This is a genomic window from Streptomyces sp. NPDC048751 (assembly GCF_043198595.1).
Taxonomy (GTDB): domain Bacteria; phylum Actinomycetota; class Actinomycetes; order Streptomycetales; family Streptomycetaceae; genus Streptomyces.
This window is the reverse complement of the sequence record NZ_JBICUX010000008.1, coordinates 289,335-308,640: the sequence shown is the minus strand read 5'-3', so window position 1 is coordinate 308,640 and position 19,306 is coordinate 289,335. Positions and strand designations below refer to the sequence as shown.

The following is a 19,306-nucleotide window of genomic DNA, read 5'->3' as shown; positions in this document are numbered from 1 at the left end:
GCCCCTCAGCGTCCGGTGTCCAACCGTTGGCCCCGCAGCAGGAACCACGCAGCTGCCGCCGTCGCGAGCAGTACGGCGGCTCCCGCTCCGGCTGCGATCGAGAGACCGTCCACGAACGCCTCCCGGGCTGCGGACAGCATCGCGTGGGCCGTGTTCGTCGGCATTGCCGTCGCCGCCTCCATCGCTCCGCCCAGTGACTCGTGCGCCTCTTCCGGGGTGCCCGCCGGGGCCGTGAAGCCTCGGTACACACCCGTCACGATCGAGCCCAGTACGGCGATGCCCAGGGCGGCGCCGAGTTCGTACGCCGTCTCCGACACCGCCGAGGCGGCTCCCGCCTGTTCCTTGGGGACCGAGGAGAGGATGACGTCGGCGGTCACCGTGAAGGAGAAGCCGGCGCCCACGCCGACGACCAGGAGGGCGGCTCCCAGGATCGGGTAGCCGGTGGACTCGTCGATCACCGTGAGGGCGGCGAGCGCCAGGCCGATGGCCGCGAGGCCGCCGGAGACCACAGCGCGTACCGAGAAGCGGCGGGCCGCGCGGCCCGCGATCAGGCCGGCTGCCACCGCGCCGATCGCGGCGGGGAGTTCGGCCAGGCCGGCCTCCAGCGGGCGTCGGCCCTGCACGAGTTGCAGGTACTGGGAGAGGAAGAACACCAGGCCGGACAGGCCGAGGATGGTCAGCAGGTCGGCCAGGACGGCCGCGCTGAAGCCTCGGTTGCGGAACAGGCGCATGTCCAGCAGCGGAGCCGGCAGGGTGAGCTGGCGGCGGACGAAGCCGTACAGCGCGGCGGCCCCCAGCAGGCCCGCGGTCAGCGTTTCCCACGTGAGGCCATGGGTGGCGGCCTCCTTGACGGCGTAGACGATGCCGATCACGCCGATGAGTGACAGGGCCACGCTGAGCATGTCCCACGGGCCCGGGTTCGGGTTGCGGGACTCCGGCAGCAGGCGGCTGCCGACGAGGACGAGGACCGCCATCACGGGCAGGTTGATGAGGAAGACCGAGCCCCACCAGAAGTGTTCGAGCAGGAAGCCGCCCGCGATGGGGCCGACGGCCGTGCCCGCGGACGCGGTGGCGCCCCAGATCCCGATGGCGAGGCTGCGCTCGCGCGGGTCGTGGAAGAGGTTGCGGATCAGGGCCAGCGTGGCCGGCATGAGGGTGGCGCCCGCCACGCCGAGGAGGGCCCGGGCCAGGATCAGCAGTTCGGGGGTGCCGGCGTAGGCGTTGAGGACCGACACCGCGCCGAACGCCGTGGCGCCGACGAGGAGGATCCGCTTGCGGCCGATGCGGTCGCCGAGGCTGCCCATCGACACCAGCAGGCCCGCGATGACGAACGAGTAGACGTCGCCGATCCACAGGAGCTGGGTGCCGGTCGGCCTCAGGTCCTCGCTGATGTACGGGGTCGCGAGGCCGAGGACGGTCGCGTCGACGGCCACCAGCAGCACGGCGAGCACGAGGACGCCGAGCGCGAGCCAGCGGCCCGGGCGCTTCACCGCCTCGGTCGTGGTCGCCGGCTGCAGGGTGCTGGTCATGGTTCCTCTCTCCGGAGGGCGCCGCCGAGCAGCAGCTCGACGATCATGTGGGTGAAGTCCCTGGGGGCCACTCGGCCTTCCGACACCGCCCAGGCGCCCGAGGCCAGCAGGCCGTACAGCGCCTCGGTGAGCCAGGCCGGGGTCAGGTCGATACGGAACTCGCCGGCCGCCTGGCCGCGCCGGAACAGGGCCGCGATGCGGTCGTCGATCCGGGTCCAGCCCGCGTTCTGCTCCTCACCCTCGAACAACTGGTTCTCGGAGTAGAGGAAGGCGAGGAGTCCGGCGGACGGTTCGATCGCCCGCACGAGCCGCCGTACGCCATCGCTCGCCGGCCCCTCGTCCAGGCGGGCCGCGTCGAGCGCCGCGTCGCACTCCGCGATACCGAGCGACTCCAGGGCCCGGACCAACGCGTCGCGCCCGGCGAAGTGGCGATGCAGCGTGGCCCGGCTGATCCCGGCGGCCCGGGCGACCTCGTCCATCGTGGCGGTGGACTTGCGGGTCAGCAGGGCCGCGGCGGTGCGGAGGACGTGGTCGCGGTCGACAGGCATGAGACGAGTGTAGTCCAGGTGAGACATTCATGTCTCAGCATGGGCACGCGTGACTCATGGTGGGGGGTGCGCGAGGAGGTGTGACCGACCGAACCGCAGCCAGGAGCGGGTGTGGCTCAGCCGGTTGGGACGGGTGCGGTTCAGCCGGTGAGGGTCGCGGGGCGGGCAGGTTGCGGCTGATCCGCCCGCAGGGCGTGGTTCAGCCCGGCACGGACATGGCTCGGCCGGGCATGGGTGGGGCAAGGCCGGGCGCGGGCGTCGCTCAGCCGGGCGGGGGGCGGCCGGGTGTCAGGGGGCCGGTCGGGCGTGGGTGGGGCTCAGTGCCAGGGCAGGTCCGCGCGGTGTTCCCAGTACGCTCGCGGGTCCTCGACGAGTGTGGCGAGGTGGGCGAGCTGGCCGTCGTCGAGGTCGACGACCGCCGCGTGCAGGTTGGAGGCGAGCTGGGTGGCGGTCGCGGCGCCCGAGAGAACGACGCCGGCCCAGGGCTGGCGGAGGATCAGGGCGAGGGCGACCGCGTCACAGCCGAGGCCCGTCCGCGCGGCCACGACCTTCAGCGCGTCCGGTGCGTGCGGCTCCGCCAGGCGCCCGTTGGCCATGCCCTCCTTGACGATCACCGTGAGTCCGGCCTCGTGGGCCTCGGCGAGGGCGGGGGCGGCGGAGGTCTCCAGGGCGTTGTACGTCGACTGGACGGTACGGAAGAGGGGCTCGCCCTCGACCGTCACGGCGAGCGCGGCGCGGATGGCGTCCGCCTGGGCGGGGCCGCTGGTGGAGAAGCCGATGGTGATGCCCCGGGCGGCGGCTTCCGCGAGCTGTGCGTGGAGTTCCTTGTCGGTGAGGGCCGGGCTGTCCGGGGTCACCGAGTGGATCTGGTAGAGGTCGAGCCGGTCGCCGAGCAGGGCTTCGGTCTCGGCGCGCTGGCGCTCGAACGTGGCGAGTCCGTGGTCCTTGACCTCGTGCTTCTCGGCGTCGGTCGTCCAGTCCGCGGTGTAGGTGTAGCCCCACTTGCTGCCCACGACGACGTCGTCGACCTCGGGGCGGGCCCTCAGCCAGTCGGCGAGGAACTCCTCCGAACGGCCGTAGGAGCGGGCGGCGTCGAAGTAGCGCACACCCTGGGCGTAGGCGGCGTCGAGGAGTTCGTGGGTGCGCTTGCGCAGGGCGTCGACGCTGCGGTCGGCCGGGAGGTCCTGTTCGCGGCCCAGGTTGATGTAACCGGGGCGGCCGACGGCGGCGAGACCCAGGCCGATGTGGCAGGTGGGGGTCGTGGCTGAGGCCAGTCGGGCGAAGGGCATCGCGGGCTCCGTTCGGTCGGCTCCTTGCGGCTCATGACCAACGTAACCGCGATACCCCTGCTTCACGCGTGCGTGGAGCCACGAGAGCGGCACGCGTGAAGCCATGTGAACGACACGCGCGCGTGGCACCACCTGGGCCACCTGCACGCGTGCGTGGCACCCCATGAGTCGCGAGCGCGCGCGTGGCACCGCGTGGGCCACACACACGCGCGCGTAGCCCGCCATCCGGCCACACACGGGTGCGGCGCCACGTGAGCCCTCGCCGCGCGGGTGGCATCACGCCAACCCTCGCGCGGGCACCCGAACCCCCGCACGGCACGCACGCGCGCGGGACAACCGGGACCGCACGCGCGCGTCTCACCGCGTGATCCCCACGCGCGCGTGTGCCCTACTTCGCGCTCTTCGCGGTGGCCCAGGCGTGCTGCGCCGCAACGTCCGTCTTGACCTCGGTGAGCTGGACGGCGACCGCGCTGGGGGCCGTGCCGCCGCGGCCGTTGCGGGAGGCGAGGGCGCCGGCGACGTTGAGGACGGAGCGCACCTCGGGGGTCAGGTGGGCGGAGATCTTCGCGAACTGCTCGTCGGTGAGCTCGTCGAGCTCCTTGTCCTCGGCCTCGGCGACCTTCACGCACTCGCCCGCGACCTCGTGCGCCACACGGAAGGGCACACCCTGCTTGACCAGCCACTCGGCGATGTCGGTGGCGAGGGAGAAGCCGGCGGGGGCCAGCTCCTCCATGCGCTCGCGGTTGACGGTGAGGGTCGCCATCATGCCGGTGAAGGCGGGGAGCAGAACCTCCAACTGGTCGCAGGAGTCGAAGACCGGCTCCTTGTCCTCCTGGAGGTCGCGGTTGTACGCCAGGGGCAACGCCTTGAGCGTGGCCATCAGGCCGGTCAGGTTGCCGATCAGGCGGCCGCTCTTGCCGCGCGCCAGTTCCGCGATGTCCGGGTTCTTCTTCTGCGGCATGATCGACGAGCCGGTGGAGAACGCGTCGTGCAGGGTCACGAAGGAGAACTCCTTCGTGTTCCAGATGATGACCTCCTCCGCGATCCGGGAGAGGTTGACGCCGATCATCGCGGTGATGAAGGCGAACTCGGCGACGAAGTCACGGGACGCCGTGCCGTCGATCGAGTTGCCGACGCTGCCGTGCTCGAAGCCGAGGTCCTCGGCCACCGCCTCCGGGTCCAGACCGAGGCTGCTGCCCGCGAGGGCTCCCGAGCCGTACGGGGAGACCGCCGTGCGCTCGTCCCACTGGCGCAACCGCTCGGCGTCCCGGGACAGGGACTGGACGTGTGCGAGGACGTGATGGGCGAAGAGGACCGGCTGGGCGTGCTGGAGGTGGGTTCGGCCGGGCATCGCGACGTCCGGGTGGGCCTCCGCGAGGCCGATCAGGGCGTCCTGGAGGTCCGCGATCAGGCCGCCGATGATGCGGGCGTGGTCCCGCAGGTACATCCGGAAGAGGGTCGCGACCTGGTCGTTGCGCGAGCGTCCCGCGCGCAGCTTGCCGCCGAGGTCGGGGCCGAGGCGCTCCAGGAGGCCCCGCTCGAGTGCGGTGTGGACGTCCTCGTCGGCGATGGTGCCGGTGAAGGAGCCGTCCGCCACGTCCGCCTCGAGCCGGTCGAGACCCGCGAGCATGCTCGTCAGCTCGTCGTCCGTGAGCAGGCCCGCCTTGTGCAGCACGCGCGCGTGGGCACGCGAGCCGGCGATGTCGTAGGGCGCGAGCCGCCAGTCGAAGTGGACGGACGCGGACAGCTTCGCCAGGGCCTCGGCGGGGCCGTCGGCGAAACGGCCGCCCCAGAGCCGTACGTCACCGCTGTTGCTGCTCACGTGGGTCGCTCCTAGAGAAGGTGTGGGTGAGGTGACCTCGGTATGCATGATTATGCAGTGCACTGCATGGTTGGTCAATTCGAAGAGTTTTGAAGATGCCTTGAACAACGGCAACCGCTTACCCGTACTCACGGGAGAACGCCGGCGCCGCGTTTGTAAACCCACTCCTGACCCAAGTGAGGCATCCGCATGTCCAGGGCTCTTCCCAAGTACAACAAGCGTCGTGTGGCGATCATCGGCGGCGCCGCCGCTCTGGCCCTGTCCGGTGCGGTGGTCGTGAACTCCGCCCTCGCAGGGGAGTCGTCCAACAGCGGCGCCACCAACGCCAAGACGCTCGCCGCCGGCCCCGGCACGATCTCCTGCCCGGACGTGGCCTCGCAGCTGCCCGCCGTCCCCGCCACCGCGAAGGCCGAGGTCGACCGCAACCTCGCCCTGCTCAACACGCAGATCGCCGAGGCCAACAAGCGCCTGGTCGACACCGTGGGCCAGGGCGGCCCCAACTTCGTCCAGAACGCGATCCTGGGCCCGCTGGAGGACAAGCGCATCTCCACCGTCAACCGCATCGCCACCGCGATCGGCCGTACGGCAGAGAAGCCGCAGGGCCTCGAGGCCCTCGCGCCGTGCACCCTCAACGCGGACGGCGCGGCCAACGGCGGCGACGCGGCGGGCAACGCGGGTGACGCCGGCAACGCAGGCGCGGGCAACGCCGGTGACGCAGGCAACGCGGGCAACGCAGGCGAGATGGGCAACGACGCCGGCAACGCCGGTAACGCAGGCGAGATGGGTAACGACGCCGGTAACGCAGGCGACGCCGGTAACGCAGGCGACGCGGGCAACGCCGGTGACGCCGGCAACGCCGGTGCCGCCGGCACGATCTCCTGCCCGGACGTGGCCTCGCAGCTGCCCGCCGTCCCCGCCACCGCGAAGGCCGAGGTCGACCGCAACCTCGCCCTGCTCGACACGCAGATCGCCGAGGCCAACAAGCGCCTGGTCGACACCGTGGGCCAGGGCGGCCCCAACTTCGTCCAGAACGCGATCCTGGGCCCGCTGGCGGACAAGCGGAACTCCACGATCGACCGCATCGCCATCTCCATCAGTCGCCAGGGGACCAAGCCGCAGGGCCTGAACGCCCTCGCCACCTGCACGCTCAACAAGTGACGTGACGGATGCCGTGGCCGCCCCGGGAGGAACACCGACCGGAGCGGCCACGCAGGCGTTTCCGAAATTCATCGGACAAGTAAGCGGCGTCCATCGATAATTGTCAGACATGGGAAAGACTTATGAGCGCATAGACGGACGACTGCGTACGTTCATCGAGCAGCAGCCCCTCTTCTTCACCGCGACCGCCCCTCTCGACGGCGACGGCACGGTCAACCTCTCCCCCAAGGGCCTCAGAGGCTCCTTCGCGGTACTCGACGAGCACACCGTGGCCTACCTCGACTTCGCCGGGTCCAACGCCGAGACGATCGCGCACCTGCGCGAGAACGGGCGCATCACCCTGATGTGGTGCGCGTTCCAGGGGCCGCCGAACATCGTGCGGGTGCACGGCCGCGGGGAGCCGGTCTTCCGGGACGACCCGCGCTTCACGGAGTTCCTCGCCCACTTCCCGGACATCGACACCACCCAGCACGGCCTGCGCGCGATCATCGTGGTGCGGGCCGAACTCGTCCGGGACACCTGCGGATACGCGGTGCCCTTCATGACGTACGACGCGGACCGCGACCTGCACGGCAAGCGCTTCGCGCGTGAGGACGACGCCTCGCTGAGCGCGTACTTCAGCAAAAAGGACCACGTGGCGAGCAGCCTGGACGGGCTGCCCGGACTGCCGTTGCCGCTGCCTCCCACTCCCGCTTCCACTCCCACCTCCACCGAATGACCGATTTGACCATGCATGAGCCTTCCGGGCGTTGTACAACCAGAAGGGATCATTAAGGCATTTGATGGAATCCTCCCTTCCGTCGCGGTTGTCACTTACGGTGTGGCCAACCAGCGGTACCACATGGGGGATTCATGTTCCGACCCACACGCGAACCACAGAACAAACGGCACGTCCGCAGCTCGTACTTCGTCGTCGGCGAGGGCGCCCTCGGCGACACCCCGGACGACGGCCCTGCGGAGCCCAGCCCGCTCTCCGACGTCGCCGCCCTGCGCAGGTTCCGGTTCTCCCGGCTGGGCCCCAAGGCGGAGGAGTCCCAGCAGCTGGACCGGGCCACCCGTCAGGCGCTCGCCGAGGCGATGACCGACCGCGCCCAGACCCAGCCGAACACGAAGGACCGGACCGTACCGGCCGGCTTCACCTACCTGGGGCAGTTCGTGGACCACGACCTGACCCTGGACGCGACGGCCGCGCATCTGGAGGACGACATCACCGTCGGGCAGCTCCTCCAGGGCCGCTCACCCGCGCTGGACCTCGACAGCCTCTACGGCCTCGGCCCGAACCACCCCTTCGACCGCCGGTTCTACCAGGACGACGGCATCCGGCTGAAGACCGGTACGACCGCCCCGGTCCCGGGGGACGACCGCACCAACCGCGCCCTCGCCGGCTTCGACCTGCCCCGGGTGGGGGTCGGCTCGCTGATCTCCGAGCGGCGCAGGGCGCTGATACCGGACCCGCGCAACGACGAGAACCTCCCCGTGGCCCAGATCCACTGCGCCTTCATCCGGTTCCACAACCGGTTCGCGGCCGAGCTGGCGGGCAAGGGCGTGTCCAGCGCGGTCCTGTTCGAGTCGGCGCGCGAGGCGGTCGTCAAGCACTACCAGTGGGTGGTGCGCCATGACTTCCTGCCCAGGATCGTGGACCGGGCCATCGTCGACGAGGTCTTCGCCAAGGGCCGTCGGATCTTCGAGCCCGAGCCCGACCGGCAGAACCTTCCGACCATGCCGATCGAGTTCTCCGTGGCCGCCTACCGGCTGGGCCACAGCATGGTGCGCGGCGCCTACAACTGGAACCGGATCTTCGACAACGGCGGCGGAACGCTGGTCCGGCTGTTCGTCTTCACCGGCACCAGCGGTAACTTCTCCCCTCGCCCCGAAGACCTCGGAAACCCCGAGGCCGGGACGCTCGAGAGCCTGCCCACCAACTGGATCGCGGACTTCCGGCGCCTCTTCGACTTCGGTGCGGCGGGCCGGGCCGACCTCGCCGTGGACGACGCGCAGTTCAACGTCGCCAAGCGCATCGACACGCTGCTGGTCAACCCCCTCGCCGACCTGCCGCTCGGCACCTTCGGCGGGCGAGGACAGCCCGCGCCCCCGGCCGTCGAGCTGAACCTGGCGTTCCGCAACCTCACCCGGGCGAACATGATGAGCCTGGCCTCCGGCCAGCAGCTGGTGGAGCACCTCAGGAAGAGGAGGGTCAACGTCAGGGAGCTGCCCGCCTCCGCGTTCGACAACCGGCCCGGCGGGGCCCAGCTCGGCGACGACCTGCGCAGGAAGCTCGTCCGCAACTGCCCGCTGTGGTTCTACATCCTCCGCGAGGCCGAGCTGAACGCCGGGGAGCGGCTGACCGGCCTGGGTGGGCGCATCGTCGCCGAGGTGTTCCACCGCGCCATGGAGGGCAGCCGGTACTCCATCGTCCGGGACCCGTTCTGGCGGCCGTTCCTCAGCCCGGTCGAGGACCGCCGCAAGGCCGGCACCTTCGAGATGACCGACCTGCTGCTGTACGCGTTCGAGCAGAACGCCGAACTGCTCAACCCGGTGGGCGTGTGAGGCGCGGGCAGCGCGGGACTCCACCTGATGGCCCTGCTCGCGCTGCCCTCGCCGGACACCTCGCCTAGCGTCTGGCACATGCGCCACCGCCGTGCTGCCGCCTTGGCCCTCGCGTCCGTGCCCCTGCTCGGCTCCGCCCCGGACAGGGCGGCGCCGCTGCCCGCGCTCATGTCCGACACCGGCGGCGGCAGCCAGCTGATCACCGCGCTCGCCCCTGGCACCGGCTCCACCTCGGGCACCGTCACCTGGTGGGACCTGCGCAACGGGCAGTGGGTGGAAGCCGGTTCCACGCGGGCCCGCTTCGGCGCGAAGGGGCTCGTCGAGGGCACCTCGCGCAGGCAGGGGACGAGCACCACCCCGACCGGTCTGTACGACCTTCCGTTCGCCTTCGGCGTCAAGGCGGCACCGCGCGGCACGGCCTACAAGTACCGCCCTGTGCGCCGGGACTCCTGGTGGTGCCAGGACAACGCCTCCCGCTCCTACAACCGCTGGACCGAGCCCCGGCCCGCCGACTGCCGGGCCGCCGAGTCCGAGCACCTGCTCTCGTACCGCGCGCAGTACGCGCACGCGCTCGTCATCGGCTTCAACTACCGCAATCCGGTGCGTGGGCGGGGGGCCGGTATCTTCCTGCACGTCAACGGGCGTGGAGCGACGGCGGGTTGCGTGTCGGTGCCGGCGGACGCGATGCGGCGGATCCTGGCGTGGGCCGAACCGGCCGCGCAACCGCACCTCGGGGTCGGCACGACGAGCGGCCGTACGGCGATCACGCGGTACTGAAGGTCTCGCCGAGTCCTCGGTGTCGGTGGTGGATGCCATCATGTTCCCCTGTCGGGGGAGGGGACATGGAACAGGTGCGCAGGGCACTGCTGATCGGCGTGGGGCGGGCGCCCGGCACGGCGGAGCTGCTCGAACCGCTCGACGAGGTGGTGAAGGCCGACCTGCGGCTGATCGGTTCGGTCCTGGACGCGGCCGGTTACGAGGTGGAGGTCGTGCACGACGCCGGCCTCAGCCGGATCAAGGCCGAGATCTACGAGGCCGCCAGCGACGTCCCGGAGGATGGCACCCTCCTGCTGTACTTCACCGGGCACGGCATCCGGGTCGGGGGTACCGACTACCTCGTCCCCGCCGACGCCAGCCCGCCACGGGACGGCGTCTGGCGAGAGCCGTACGTGGACTCCCTGCTGCCCGCGAACATCAGCCCGCTCCTGAAGGAATGCGCGGCGCGGACGGTCCTGTGGCTGATCGACGCCTGCCGTACGGACCTCGGGGACGACTCGGTGGCCTTCGGCAACTCGATCGACAACGGTCCGCCCCAGGGCGGCTTCGCCGTGCTCACCGCGTGCTCCGCCGGGCAGCGCAGCGGCTACACCCCCGAGGGCAGCTTCTTCACCCGCGGTCTGGCGGACGCCCTCGGACCGCTGACACCCGCGCGGACCGTCGACGAGGTCTTCGCCGCGGCCCGCGCCAGGACGGCTGCCGCCGCCCTGCGCCACGGGCTGACGCAGACCGCCGTGATCCGCTATGGCACCAACGCCGAGGCGGAGACCAGGGAGGTGGAGATCTGCGAGGGCCGGCCGCTGCTGGAAACCTGGCTCCGGGCGGCGCTCGAGACGCCCCTGTGGGAGCGGGTCAGGCCCGAGGACCAGCCCCATGTGCCGTTCTTCAAGGAAAACTTGGGCGCCTTCGTCGAGCGGTGTGCCCGCACCCTGCACCTCGCCCAGAACCGTCTGCCGCGCCCCGACCCCTGGTCCGACGAGACGTTCCCGGCGCGCCTGGTGCGCCACCGGCTGCCCCTGCTGCTCCCTGCGTCGGAACCGCTGTCCGCGGTCGAGGTGGTGTTCCTCGTCGCGGCGCCGTTCCTGCGGGAGGTCGCGTGGGCCGACCGGATGAGCCAAGCCGTCGAGATCGACCCGTACTGTCCGCGTCGGCGTCCGGGCGCCGACGCCCACCGCAGGCACTACGAGCAGATCGGCGACGAGCACGCGCGGATCGTGCGCAAGGCGGACCAGTGCCGTGCCCGTGGCCGGGTCGAGGACGAGACCGCGGTCACCATGTGGCTGGTGCACCGCTGGATCGCCGACCGTGTCGAGACCGACGACGAGCCGGCGCCGACGGCCCCCGCGCAGGCCCTGCTCGCCGCGCTCGGTGTGGCGCAGGACAGAGTGCGCGAGGTCGCGGAACTCCTGTGCTCGGCAGCCTCCGGCATCGGCCTCGGCGAGCCGTCCGACGCCCTGTCCGGCCGCGTACCCGGCAAGGTGGTCCTGCCGGACGGCCACCAGCCGTTGCGGGTGCGGCCCCTCGCCGCGCTGCTGCGGCTCGCCGCGGTCCTCACGGTGGACGTACGGACGTTTCCCGAGATCGTCGCCGAGCACCTGGCCGTGACGGATCCCGTCCTGCCGGAGCACGTCGTCGGCGTCGCCCGCGGGCTGAGCTGGGAGCGGGAGGACGCAGCCCTTCACTTGGACGCGCCGTGCCCGCACCAGGCCGTGCACGCCGCGCTCGCCGAGATCGTCGACGAAGCCGACCAGCTCGCCGCGCAGGTGCTCGACCTGGCCGCGGAGCTGCGCGGGCCGGAGGCGGCTCTCTTGACCGCCGTGCCCAGACGGATCACCGACCGCGACCTGCGCCCCGCGAGGACCGGCAGCCGGGAGCGGTACGAGGTGCCGCTGCAGCGCTTCCACCTCGCCCAGTCCGAGGTCCGGGAACTGCTGATGGGCGAGCAGTTGTACGGCGGTGAGCCGCACCTGGCCCTGCGCGAGCTGTACCAGAACGCCATGGACGCCTGCCGGTACCGAGCGATGCGGTGGGCGTATCTGCGCAGCAGTGGCACCCGCCCCGCCGACTGGAGCGGGCGGATCACCTTCAGCCAGGGCGAGGACGAGCGCGGCCGGTACGTCGAGTGCCGGGACAACGGCGTCGGTATGAGCACGGAAATGCTCACCCACACCTTCACCCGGGCCGGCAGCCGCTTCGAGCGGTCCAAGGCGTTCCGCCGCGAGCAGTCCCGCTGGCTGCGCCACGACCGGTCTCTGCGCCTGTACCCCAACAGCCGTTTCGGCATCGGGGTGTTCAGCTACTTCATGCTCGCCGACGAGATGACGATCGTGACCCGCCAGGTCAGCCCCGAGGGCATCCCCGCGGAGCACGCGCTGCGCGTCGACATCCCGAGCAGCGGCAGCCTGTTCCGCGTCCAGCGCCACGACGGGCCGGACGACGGTCTCGCGGAGGGCGGGACACGGGTTCGGCTGTATCTGCGGGAGGGTCCCGCCACGGCGGACCTGTCGTGTACGCGGGTGTTGCGCGAGTTGGTGCGGGTGAGTGAGTTCGAGGTGGAGGCGCGGGACGAGGAAGGGTGGGAGCACCGGTGGCGGACCGGTGAGTTGCAGCCGCCGCCGGGGCGCAGTGAGTACGCGTCCCTGGTCGGGGTGCCCGGAGTGCTGTGGTGGGTCAACGGCGAGGGGGCGGTCCTGTGCGACGGGATCATGACCGATCAGGAGCCGTACGGGTACGTGCTGAACCTGACGGGGCCGCACGCCGGGAAGCTCAGCGTCAGCCGGAAGGAACTCCAGGACTTCGACCGTGGCTGGGCGGAGGAGCAGTGGCGGCTGGGAGCGGGAGCGCTGGCGAAATGGCCGGAGCTGACGCTCCCGTGGACGGCGGAGCTGGAGCGCAGGAGCCTGCGCGTGGCCCAGGTGCTGGACGAGGAGTGGCGTGGCACGGGCGTCGTCCTGGCGGGGGAGAAGCGGGGTCAGCTGCCGCTGGACTCCGTGGGATGGTTCCATCTCGACCATGGCGTCCGGTTCCATGACCTCAAAGCCAAGTGGCTTTGGCCCTGGCGCAGTGCCGTCCTGGGGAGATCGGTGGGCTACATGCCCTCGGTCCCTCCGCGCAGTACCGACGGTTATCCCGTACCGGCGCCCGGAGACGCGGACCTCGCGGTCGAGAGGGCCCCTTCCTGGCGGGCCGTCGTGTCCTACGCCGCTCAGCACAGGTTGGTGCTGTCCGACCTGTTGCGCCGCCAGCGGCAGTTGCGGATCCTGCACCCCTCGTACGCTCCCCCCGCCACCAGCGGCGGCGACCTCGACTGGGTTCCCGACGCACTCGACGGCTCCCTTGCACGGGCGCTGAGCGGCGATCCGCAGGCCGCCGGCAATCGCCGTGAGCGAACCGCTGTGAGCGAGGGCCGCATCGACGACCTCGGTGGCCTGGTGCTGGCCTCGCAGAGGCTGGGCGTGCCGCTCGGCAGACTGGCGCGGTCCCTTGCCCGCTGTGCTCCCCTGCACTCGTTGACGGTTCCGTCCGCACCGGAGCACCACATGGACCACGTGTGCACCGAGGACGACGTCCATTGCCTGTTCGTCCCCGCGGACAACTACCGTGACGTGCACCGGGTGAAGAGCCCCCAGGACGTCCTGGACGTCTGCCGTCGTACCGGGACACCCGTGGAGGAGGTGCTCGGCCGCCTGGCACGGTTCGGCTGGCTGGGCTGGACGGCACCCTCTCCGGACGAGGTGGCTCCCTGGATGGAGCTGACCGACGAGTTCGGCGAGCTCGTGAGGGCCTTCACCGCTGCGGGGCCCGACGGCCGCCCACGGCTGGGCTGGGCCGCCACCATCTGGGCCGCGGGCGTCTTCGAGGTCCCGCTCGCCGAAGCCGAACGGCGGCTCGCCGAGAAGGCGACGGAGCTGGGACTGGCCTACGAACGGCGTTGCGCGGACGGCCGTTCGGACGGCACCCTCGTCCCGTCCCGCGCGGTCGCCGACGACCTCGGGAGGCTCGTCAGGGAGCTCGACGGCCCTCTGGAGAACGGGCTGGACCTTACGGACCTGTACTTCGCCGGCGCCTTCGGATGGGCCTCGGACGACACGTTCAAGGTCCTGCGGGACACGGGTTTCCCCCTCCCCGCCGACGACTGGATCGCCCGGCGGTATTCGACGCTGGGGCTGAGGGACCGCTATGTACTCTCGGGCAAGGACGCGGCCGTGGACGACCACGACTACCCCGCTGGAGTCCTCACCTCGGCCGTTCTGTTCACTGCCGCCCGCTATCTGACGGAGTCACTTGGCGAGGTGTGGGCACTCGCCGCCGGGTACGCTCCCTCGTCCGGGGACACCATCCCTCCCCTGCCGAAATCGCTCACGGGATACCACCCCTTCGAGGACGTCTGTGACGTGCTCTGCGAGACCGACGACCGCCACAGCGATGGTGGAACCCCGCACTGGTGTCCCGTGACTCCCGTGGCGCTGGCCCGCTATTCCAAGCGACGCGACCTCACCCCGGCCGCCGCCTACGAGCGGTTGGCCGCGTTCCGCGTCATCGGCGCGCTCGTGCAAGAGCTGAGCGCGGAGGAGGTGGCCGAGCTGCCGGACGGCGTGCCGGACGACTGGGACCTCGTGGCTCTCTCCCCCGACCACCGCGTGAGCGCCGCGGACTCCCCCTACACGCCCCTCGACCTGGTCGGCATCGCCGCCCGTCTCGGCGAGCCGGTGTCCGAGACGGTGCGGAGGATCTCGCCGTACCTGCCCCTGTGCCCCACGTCCGGCGACCTGCCGCCCGCCCCGGACACCATCCCCTGCTGGCAGGACCTCATCCTTCTCACACAGCACTTCGACGGCCGGCTGCCCGCCGTACAGGGTCGGGTGACGGCACGTCACATCCGTCTCGCCGCCGAGGCGACCGGAGAGAGCGAAGCATGGATCCGGACCCGGCTGCGGCTCTACGCCACCCTGTTCGGCCTGGAGATCGACGAGAGCGAGACCGACCCACATGACTGAATCCCCTGCCCGCGGCCACGACTTCGCCGTCGACTACGCGGAGGAGGACATGGGCCGGGCGTCCGCCCCCTTCACCCAGTGGTCCGCCCCGGACGGGCACGGCGTCGTGGTCGAGGGCGACTGCCCCCGGTGCCACGGCCGGACGAGGACGGAGTACCGGCACGGAGTGCCCGGCACGGGCACGAAGGGGCTGCGGTCCTGGCTCACCGGCCGGCACCCGGTACCCGCCGAGGACGCCCACGCCCTGCTGGACGAAGTGCACTTCTGCGAGTGCGGGCATCCGCATCCGAACCTTCCGCCCGACGCCCCGTTCACCGGCTGCGGAGCCAGCTGGCGTGTCCGGGCGCTGGTCCCGGGCGAGGCGGCGTGAGCGCACAGTCCGACCGGCGTTGGGCCGAACTCGCCCGGGAGCTGGAGTTCACCCAGCTCCCGGAGTTGAGGAGGCAGGCGGAAGGCTGGCGTACGGGGCTGACCGGCCTGACCGCGTTGCTCGCCGTGCTGGTGACGCTCAAGGGCCGCGACGATCTGTCCGGGCTGCCACCGGCGGCCCGGCACACGGCGACGGCGCTGATCGGTGCCGCCTTCCTCCTGCTCGTCGTCGGCTCGGTGCTCGCCGTGCGGGCCGCCCACGGCCGCCCCGGGAGCCGAGTGCTGCTCGCCGGGCAGTCCCTGCGCCGGTGGACCGAGACCGAGGCGGTCCGGGTCACGCGCTCGCTGCGCCTCGCCTCCGTGTGCTGCGCGGCCGGCATCGCCCTGACGGCCGCCGCGGTGGTCCTCGCCTGGGCCACGACCGAATCGCCGCCGGACCACCTCGTACGGGTCGTGACGACGGATGGGGAACGCTGCGGGGAGTTCCTGGGCTCCGGCCCGGACGGTGTGGTGCTGGGGACGAAGGGCGACAAGCGGACCGTTCTGCCCATGCGCACGGTGACGTCCATGGTGCCGGTGTCCGCATGCGCCTCCGCCGGATGACCACCCCTGTTCCGCGGCAGCCGCACCTTGAACCGGGGCTCTGAACACTCACGCGGTTCGGCGCGTATTTGTGGGCCAAGGGTCCACCCACGGAGGAACCGTGACCACCACGCTCGCAGGCGGACGTGCCGCCCGCCGACAGACGATGCGCCGCATCCGCCCGCGCCGCTCCCCCGCCGTCCCGCTGCTGCTCGCCGTGTGGGCCGGTGCGGCGGGCGTGCTGTGGTTGTGGTGGAACAACACGCCGGCCATCGCGGACCAGGCCGGGAAGATCATCAACGCGGGGCGGATCACCGGTCTGCTCGCCGGGTACTTGATGGCGCTGGTCGTGCTGCAGATGGCGCGGGTGCCCGCCCTGGAGCGGCGGGTCGGCTCCGACCGGGTCGCCCGCTGGCACGCGATGAGCGGCCGCTACACGATCTGCCTGGTGCTGGCGCACATCTTCCTCACCATGTGGGGCTACGCGCTGCAGGCCGGCAAAACGCTCGGCGACATCGTCCAGCAGACGATCGACTCCATCAACCAGCTGCCGGACATGGGCAAGGCGGCCATCGGTACCGGTCTGCTGGTGCTGATCGGCCTGGTGTCGGTCGGCGGGGTCCGCAAGCGGCTGCCGTACGACACCTGGTACCACATCCACCTGATGACGTACGCCGCGGTGTTCCTGACGTTCTGGCACCAGATCACCACCGGCAACGACTTCGCCGTCGAACCCACCGCGAAGACCGCCTGGTACACGCTGTACGGGTCGGTCACGGTGCTGGTGATCTGGTACCGCGTCATCACTCCGGTGCGGCTGAACCTGCGTCACCGGATGCGGGTCGAGGCCGTGATCGAGGAGACGCCCGGCATCGTGTCGGTGCTGATCAGCGGACGGAAGCTGCACCGGATGGGTGCGGAGGCCGGTCACTTCTTCCGCTGGCGGTTCCTCGCGCCGGGCATGCGATTCAGCTCCCACCCGTACTCGCTGTCGGCGGCGCCGCGTCCCAGCACGCTCCGGATCACGGTGAAGGCGAACGGCGACCACAGCGCGGCCCTGCGCGAACTCACGCCCGGCACCCGGGTCTGGGCCGAGGGGCCCTACGGGGCGATGACCGCGTCCCGACGCAGCCGCGGCAAGGTGCTGCTGGTGGCGGGCGGCGTCGGCATCACCCCGATGCGCGCGCTGTTCGAGACGCTGCCCGGCGGGGCCGGGGACATCACGCTGCTCTACCGGGCCAACAGCACGCAGGACCTGGCGCTCTGGGACGAGCTGGCCAAGATTGCGGACGAGCGCGGGGCGCGGCTCATGTACGCGGTCAACAGCCCGGACGGGGAGCGGCCGGACATCTCCGCGGAGAGTCTGCGCCGCAAGATCCCGGACATCGACAGCCACGACGTCTTCATGTGCGGGCCGAACGGCTTCGCCCAGTCGGTCTACGAGGCACTGCGCGGCGCGGGGATCCCCGCCCGCCGTATCCATCACGAGTCGTTCGAGATGTGAGCGACGGGACCTCACGGGAATGACCTCAACTCACGGGAACCTGGAGCGATGAAGAAAAGCCACCCCATCCGACGCGTCGTGCTCGCGACCGCCGCCACCGTGTCCGGAGTCGTGCTGCTGCTGTCGCTGAAGCCGGCCACGGACCCGGCCGGCGCGGCCGCGGCCCCGCAGGCGGGGGCGTCGGCCCAGGGCGGCGCGGCGGCCGCCGGGTCCGGAACGGTCACCGGCAGCGCGGTGCAGACCCAGTACGGGCCCGTGCAGGTGCGCCTGACCGTGAGCAACGGGAAGGTCACCCAGGCGGAGACGGTGCAGGCGCCCAAGGGCGGCCGCAGCGACCAGATCACCGCGGACGCGGTCCCCAAGCTGAACCAGGCGGCGGTCGCGGCACAGAGCGCCGAGATCGACGCGGTGTCCGGGGCGACCTACACCAGCGCCGGGTACAAGCAGTCGCTGCAGTCGGCGCTGGACCAGGTGAAGGCGAGCGGCGGTTCTGCGGGGGGCGGTGCGGCGCAGGCGGGTACCTTCACCGGTGCTGTGGCGCAGACGCAGTACGGGCCGGTCCAGGTCCGCGTCACGGTCAGCGGCGGGAAGATCACCAAGGCGGAGACCGTCCAGGCGCCCAAGGGCGGCCGCAGCGACCAGATCACCGCGGACGCGGTGCCCAAGCTGAACCAGGCGGCCATGGCGGCCGGCAGCGCCGACATCGACGCGGTGTCCGGGGCGACCTACACCAGCGCGGGCTACAAGCAGTCGCTGCAGTCGGCGCTCGACCAGGCGAAGGCCGGCGGCGGCTCCGCGGAGGCGGGGTCCGGCGCGGGCGCGGGTTCCGGTTCCGGGGCGGCGCAGGCGAGCACCGTCACCGGTGCTGTGGCGCAGACGCAGTACGGGCCGGTCCAGGTCCGTATCACCGTCAGCGGCGGGAAGATCACCAAGGCCGAGGCGGTCCAGGCGCCCAAGGGCGGTCGCAGCGACCAGATCACGTCGGACTCCGTGCCGAAGCTCAACCAGGCGGCGGTGGCGGCCGGCAGCGCGGACATCGACGCGGTGTCCGGGGCCACGTACACGAGCGCGGGTTACAAGCAGTCGCTGCAGTCCGCGCTGGACCAGGCCGGTGGCTGACACGGTGGCCGAGTCCGCGCAAGCTCCCGCCGCGGTACGTCACGCGGAGGAGGTCATGGGGACTGTCTTCTCCTTCGACGTCCGCGGCGGGGATCCCGGGGCGGTGAAGGCGGCGCTGGAGGAGGCGGTCGCCGGGCTGCACCGGGTCAACGAGGTGTTCAGCACGTACCGGGACGACAGTCAGGTGTCCCTGCTGGCACGGGGTGAACTCACCGTCGAGGAATGTGATCCCGAGGTCGCCGAGGTGCTGGAGCTGGGCGCCGAGGCGGAGCGGGTCAGCGAGGGCTGGTTCAGCACGACGTACGAGGGGCGCCTCGACCCGACCGGGATCGTCAAGGGCTGGGCCGCTGAGCGGGCGGCCCGGCGGATCGCCGAGGTGGCCGGCGTGAGCGGGGTGAGCGTCAACGGGGGCGGGGACGTTCAGCTGCTGGGCGTGCCCGGGCCGGCGCGGCCGTGGCGGGTGGGCGTGTCGGATCCGTTGCGGCCGGGCGGGCTGGCGGCGGTCATCTCCGCGGCCGGCGCCGACGAGCTGGCGGTCGCGACCTCGGGGACGGTCGAGCGGGGCGCGCACATCGTGGACCCCCGCACCGGCAGGTCCGCGGTGACGGACCTGGTCGCCGTGACGGTCGTCGCCCCCCGCCTGACCTGGGCGGACTGCTGGGCCACAGCGGCGTTCGCCATGGGGTCGCGGGAGGCGCTGACCTGGCTGGAGGGCCTGCCGGACGTCGAGGCGCTGCTGATCACGGCCGGCGACGAGGTGCGGTGCACCGGGGGCCTGGCGGCGCGGCTCGGCTGAGCGGCGCCACCGTGGCATGCCCGTGGTCTCCCGGCGGGCGGGTCAACGAGGCTGCTTCTTCTTGATGTTCCCGACGAACAGGTAGCTCGCCCCGTAGATGCAGACCGTCATGAGCAGCACCACCCAACCGCCGGAGTTGCCCAGCGCGATGAGGATCACGGACAGGATCACTCCCGCGACGGCGAAGAGCGAGGCGAACAGCATCCACCGCTTCACCGCCGCGCGCTGTTCGAGGGACCATCCGACGTACGGCATGTGCACTCCTTCGG

At 71.5% G+C, this 19,306-nt stretch carries 15 protein-coding genes; 10 read left to right on the top strand and 5 right to left on the bottom strand.

The window, feature by feature from the left end:
* Window positions 1-5: 5 nt before the first annotated feature.
* The 4 genes from ACGFNV_RS26250 to argH form a co-directional block, all read right to left on the bottom strand.
* Window positions 6-1,529 (bottom strand): MFS transporter, encoded by a 1,524-nt coding sequence (locus ACGFNV_RS26250; RefSeq protein WP_393625442.1) that lies wholly within the window; start codon window positions 1,527-1,529, stop codon window positions 6-8.
* A complete protein-coding gene (locus ACGFNV_RS26245; protein ID WP_393625441.1) occupies window positions 1,526-2,077 on the bottom strand; it encodes a TetR/AcrR family transcriptional regulator in 552 nt (183 codons plus the stop codon). The genes ACGFNV_RS26250 and ACGFNV_RS26245 overlap by 4 nt, the downstream gene beginning before the upstream one ends.
* Before the next feature lie 317 nt (window positions 2,078-2,394).
* Window positions 2,395-3,366, bottom strand: coding sequence for an aldo/keto reductase (locus ACGFNV_RS26240; RefSeq protein ID WP_393625440.1), 972 nt, complete (start codon window positions 3,364-3,366; stop codon window positions 2,395-2,397).
* Window positions 3,367-3,754: 388 nt separating this feature from the next.
* Window positions 3,755-5,188, bottom strand: coding sequence for an argininosuccinate lyase (argH, locus tag ACGFNV_RS26235; RefSeq protein WP_393625439.1), 1,434 nt, complete (start codon window positions 5,186-5,188; stop codon window positions 3,755-3,757).
* Window positions 5,189-5,377: 189 nt separating this feature from the next.
* Between argH and ACGFNV_RS26230 the strand changes: the two genes are divergently transcribed.
* The 10 genes from ACGFNV_RS26230 (at window position 5,378) to ACGFNV_RS26185 (ending at window position 19,037) form a co-directional block, all read left to right on the top strand.
* Window positions 5,378-6,346: a hypothetical protein gene (locus ACGFNV_RS26230; RefSeq protein ID WP_393625438.1), complete on the top strand. Its 969-nt coding sequence runs from the start codon at window positions 5,378-5,380 to the stop codon at window positions 6,344-6,346.
* Between the two features lie 109 nt (window positions 6,347-6,455).
* Entirely contained in the window at window positions 6,456-7,064 is a 609-nt protein-coding gene (locus ACGFNV_RS26225) for a pyridoxamine 5'-phosphate oxidase family protein (RefSeq protein WP_393625437.1), read from the top strand.
* A 134-nt stretch (window positions 7,065-7,198) separates the two neighbouring features.
* Window positions 7,199-8,893: a heme peroxidase family protein gene (locus tag ACGFNV_RS26220; RefSeq protein WP_393625436.1), complete on the top strand. Its 1,695-nt coding sequence runs from the start codon at window positions 7,199-7,201 to the stop codon at window positions 8,891-8,893.
* Window positions 8,894-8,971: 78 nt separating this feature from the next.
* Window positions 8,972-9,670, top strand: coding sequence for a L,D-transpeptidase (locus ACGFNV_RS26215; protein ID WP_393625435.1), 699 nt, complete (start codon window positions 8,972-8,974; stop codon window positions 9,668-9,670).
* 65 nt (window positions 9,671-9,735) lie between these two features.
* The gene (locus tag ACGFNV_RS26210; RefSeq protein WP_393625434.1) at window positions 9,736-14,667 is read left to right on the top strand and encodes a caspase family protein; all 4,932 of its coding nucleotides are present in this window, start codon (window positions 9,736-9,738) and stop codon (window positions 14,665-14,667) included.
* On the top strand, window positions 14,660-15,037 hold the full coding sequence (locus tag ACGFNV_RS26205) for a hypothetical protein (RefSeq protein ID WP_393625433.1): 378 nt from the start codon (window positions 14,660-14,662) through the stop codon (window positions 15,035-15,037). The genes ACGFNV_RS26210 and ACGFNV_RS26205 overlap by 8 nt, the downstream gene beginning before the upstream one ends.
* Window positions 15,034-15,639, top strand: a complete 606-nt coding sequence (locus ACGFNV_RS26200; RefSeq protein ID WP_393625432.1) for a hypothetical protein — start codon at window positions 15,034-15,036, stop codon at window positions 15,637-15,639. Before ACGFNV_RS26205 ends, ACGFNV_RS26200 begins: the two co-directional genes overlap by 4 nt.
* A gap of 100 nt (window positions 15,640-15,739) precedes the next feature.
* Window positions 15,740-17,122 carry a ferric reductase-like transmembrane domain-containing protein gene (locus tag ACGFNV_RS26195; RefSeq protein WP_393625431.1) on the top strand — a complete coding sequence of 461 codons (1,383 nt, stop codon included), beginning with the start codon at window positions 15,740-15,742 and terminating at the stop codon, window positions 17,120-17,122.
* Window positions 17,123-17,170: 48 nt separating this feature from the next.
* Entirely contained in the window at window positions 17,171-18,241 is a 1,071-nt protein-coding gene (locus ACGFNV_RS26190) for an FMN-binding protein (RefSeq protein WP_393625430.1), read from the top strand.
* Entirely contained in the window at window positions 18,234-19,037 is an 804-nt protein-coding gene (locus ACGFNV_RS26185; protein WP_393625429.1) for an FAD:protein FMN transferase, read from the top strand. Before ACGFNV_RS26190 ends, ACGFNV_RS26185 begins: the two co-directional genes overlap by 8 nt.
* 42 nt (window positions 19,038-19,079) lie before the next feature.
* On the opposite strand, the gene ACGFNV_RS26180 is transcribed toward ACGFNV_RS26185, so the two are convergent.
* Entirely contained in the window at window positions 19,080-19,292 is a 213-nt protein-coding gene (locus tag ACGFNV_RS26180) for a hypothetical protein (RefSeq protein ID WP_393625428.1), read from the bottom strand.
* Window positions 19,293-19,306: the final 14 nt, after the last annotated feature.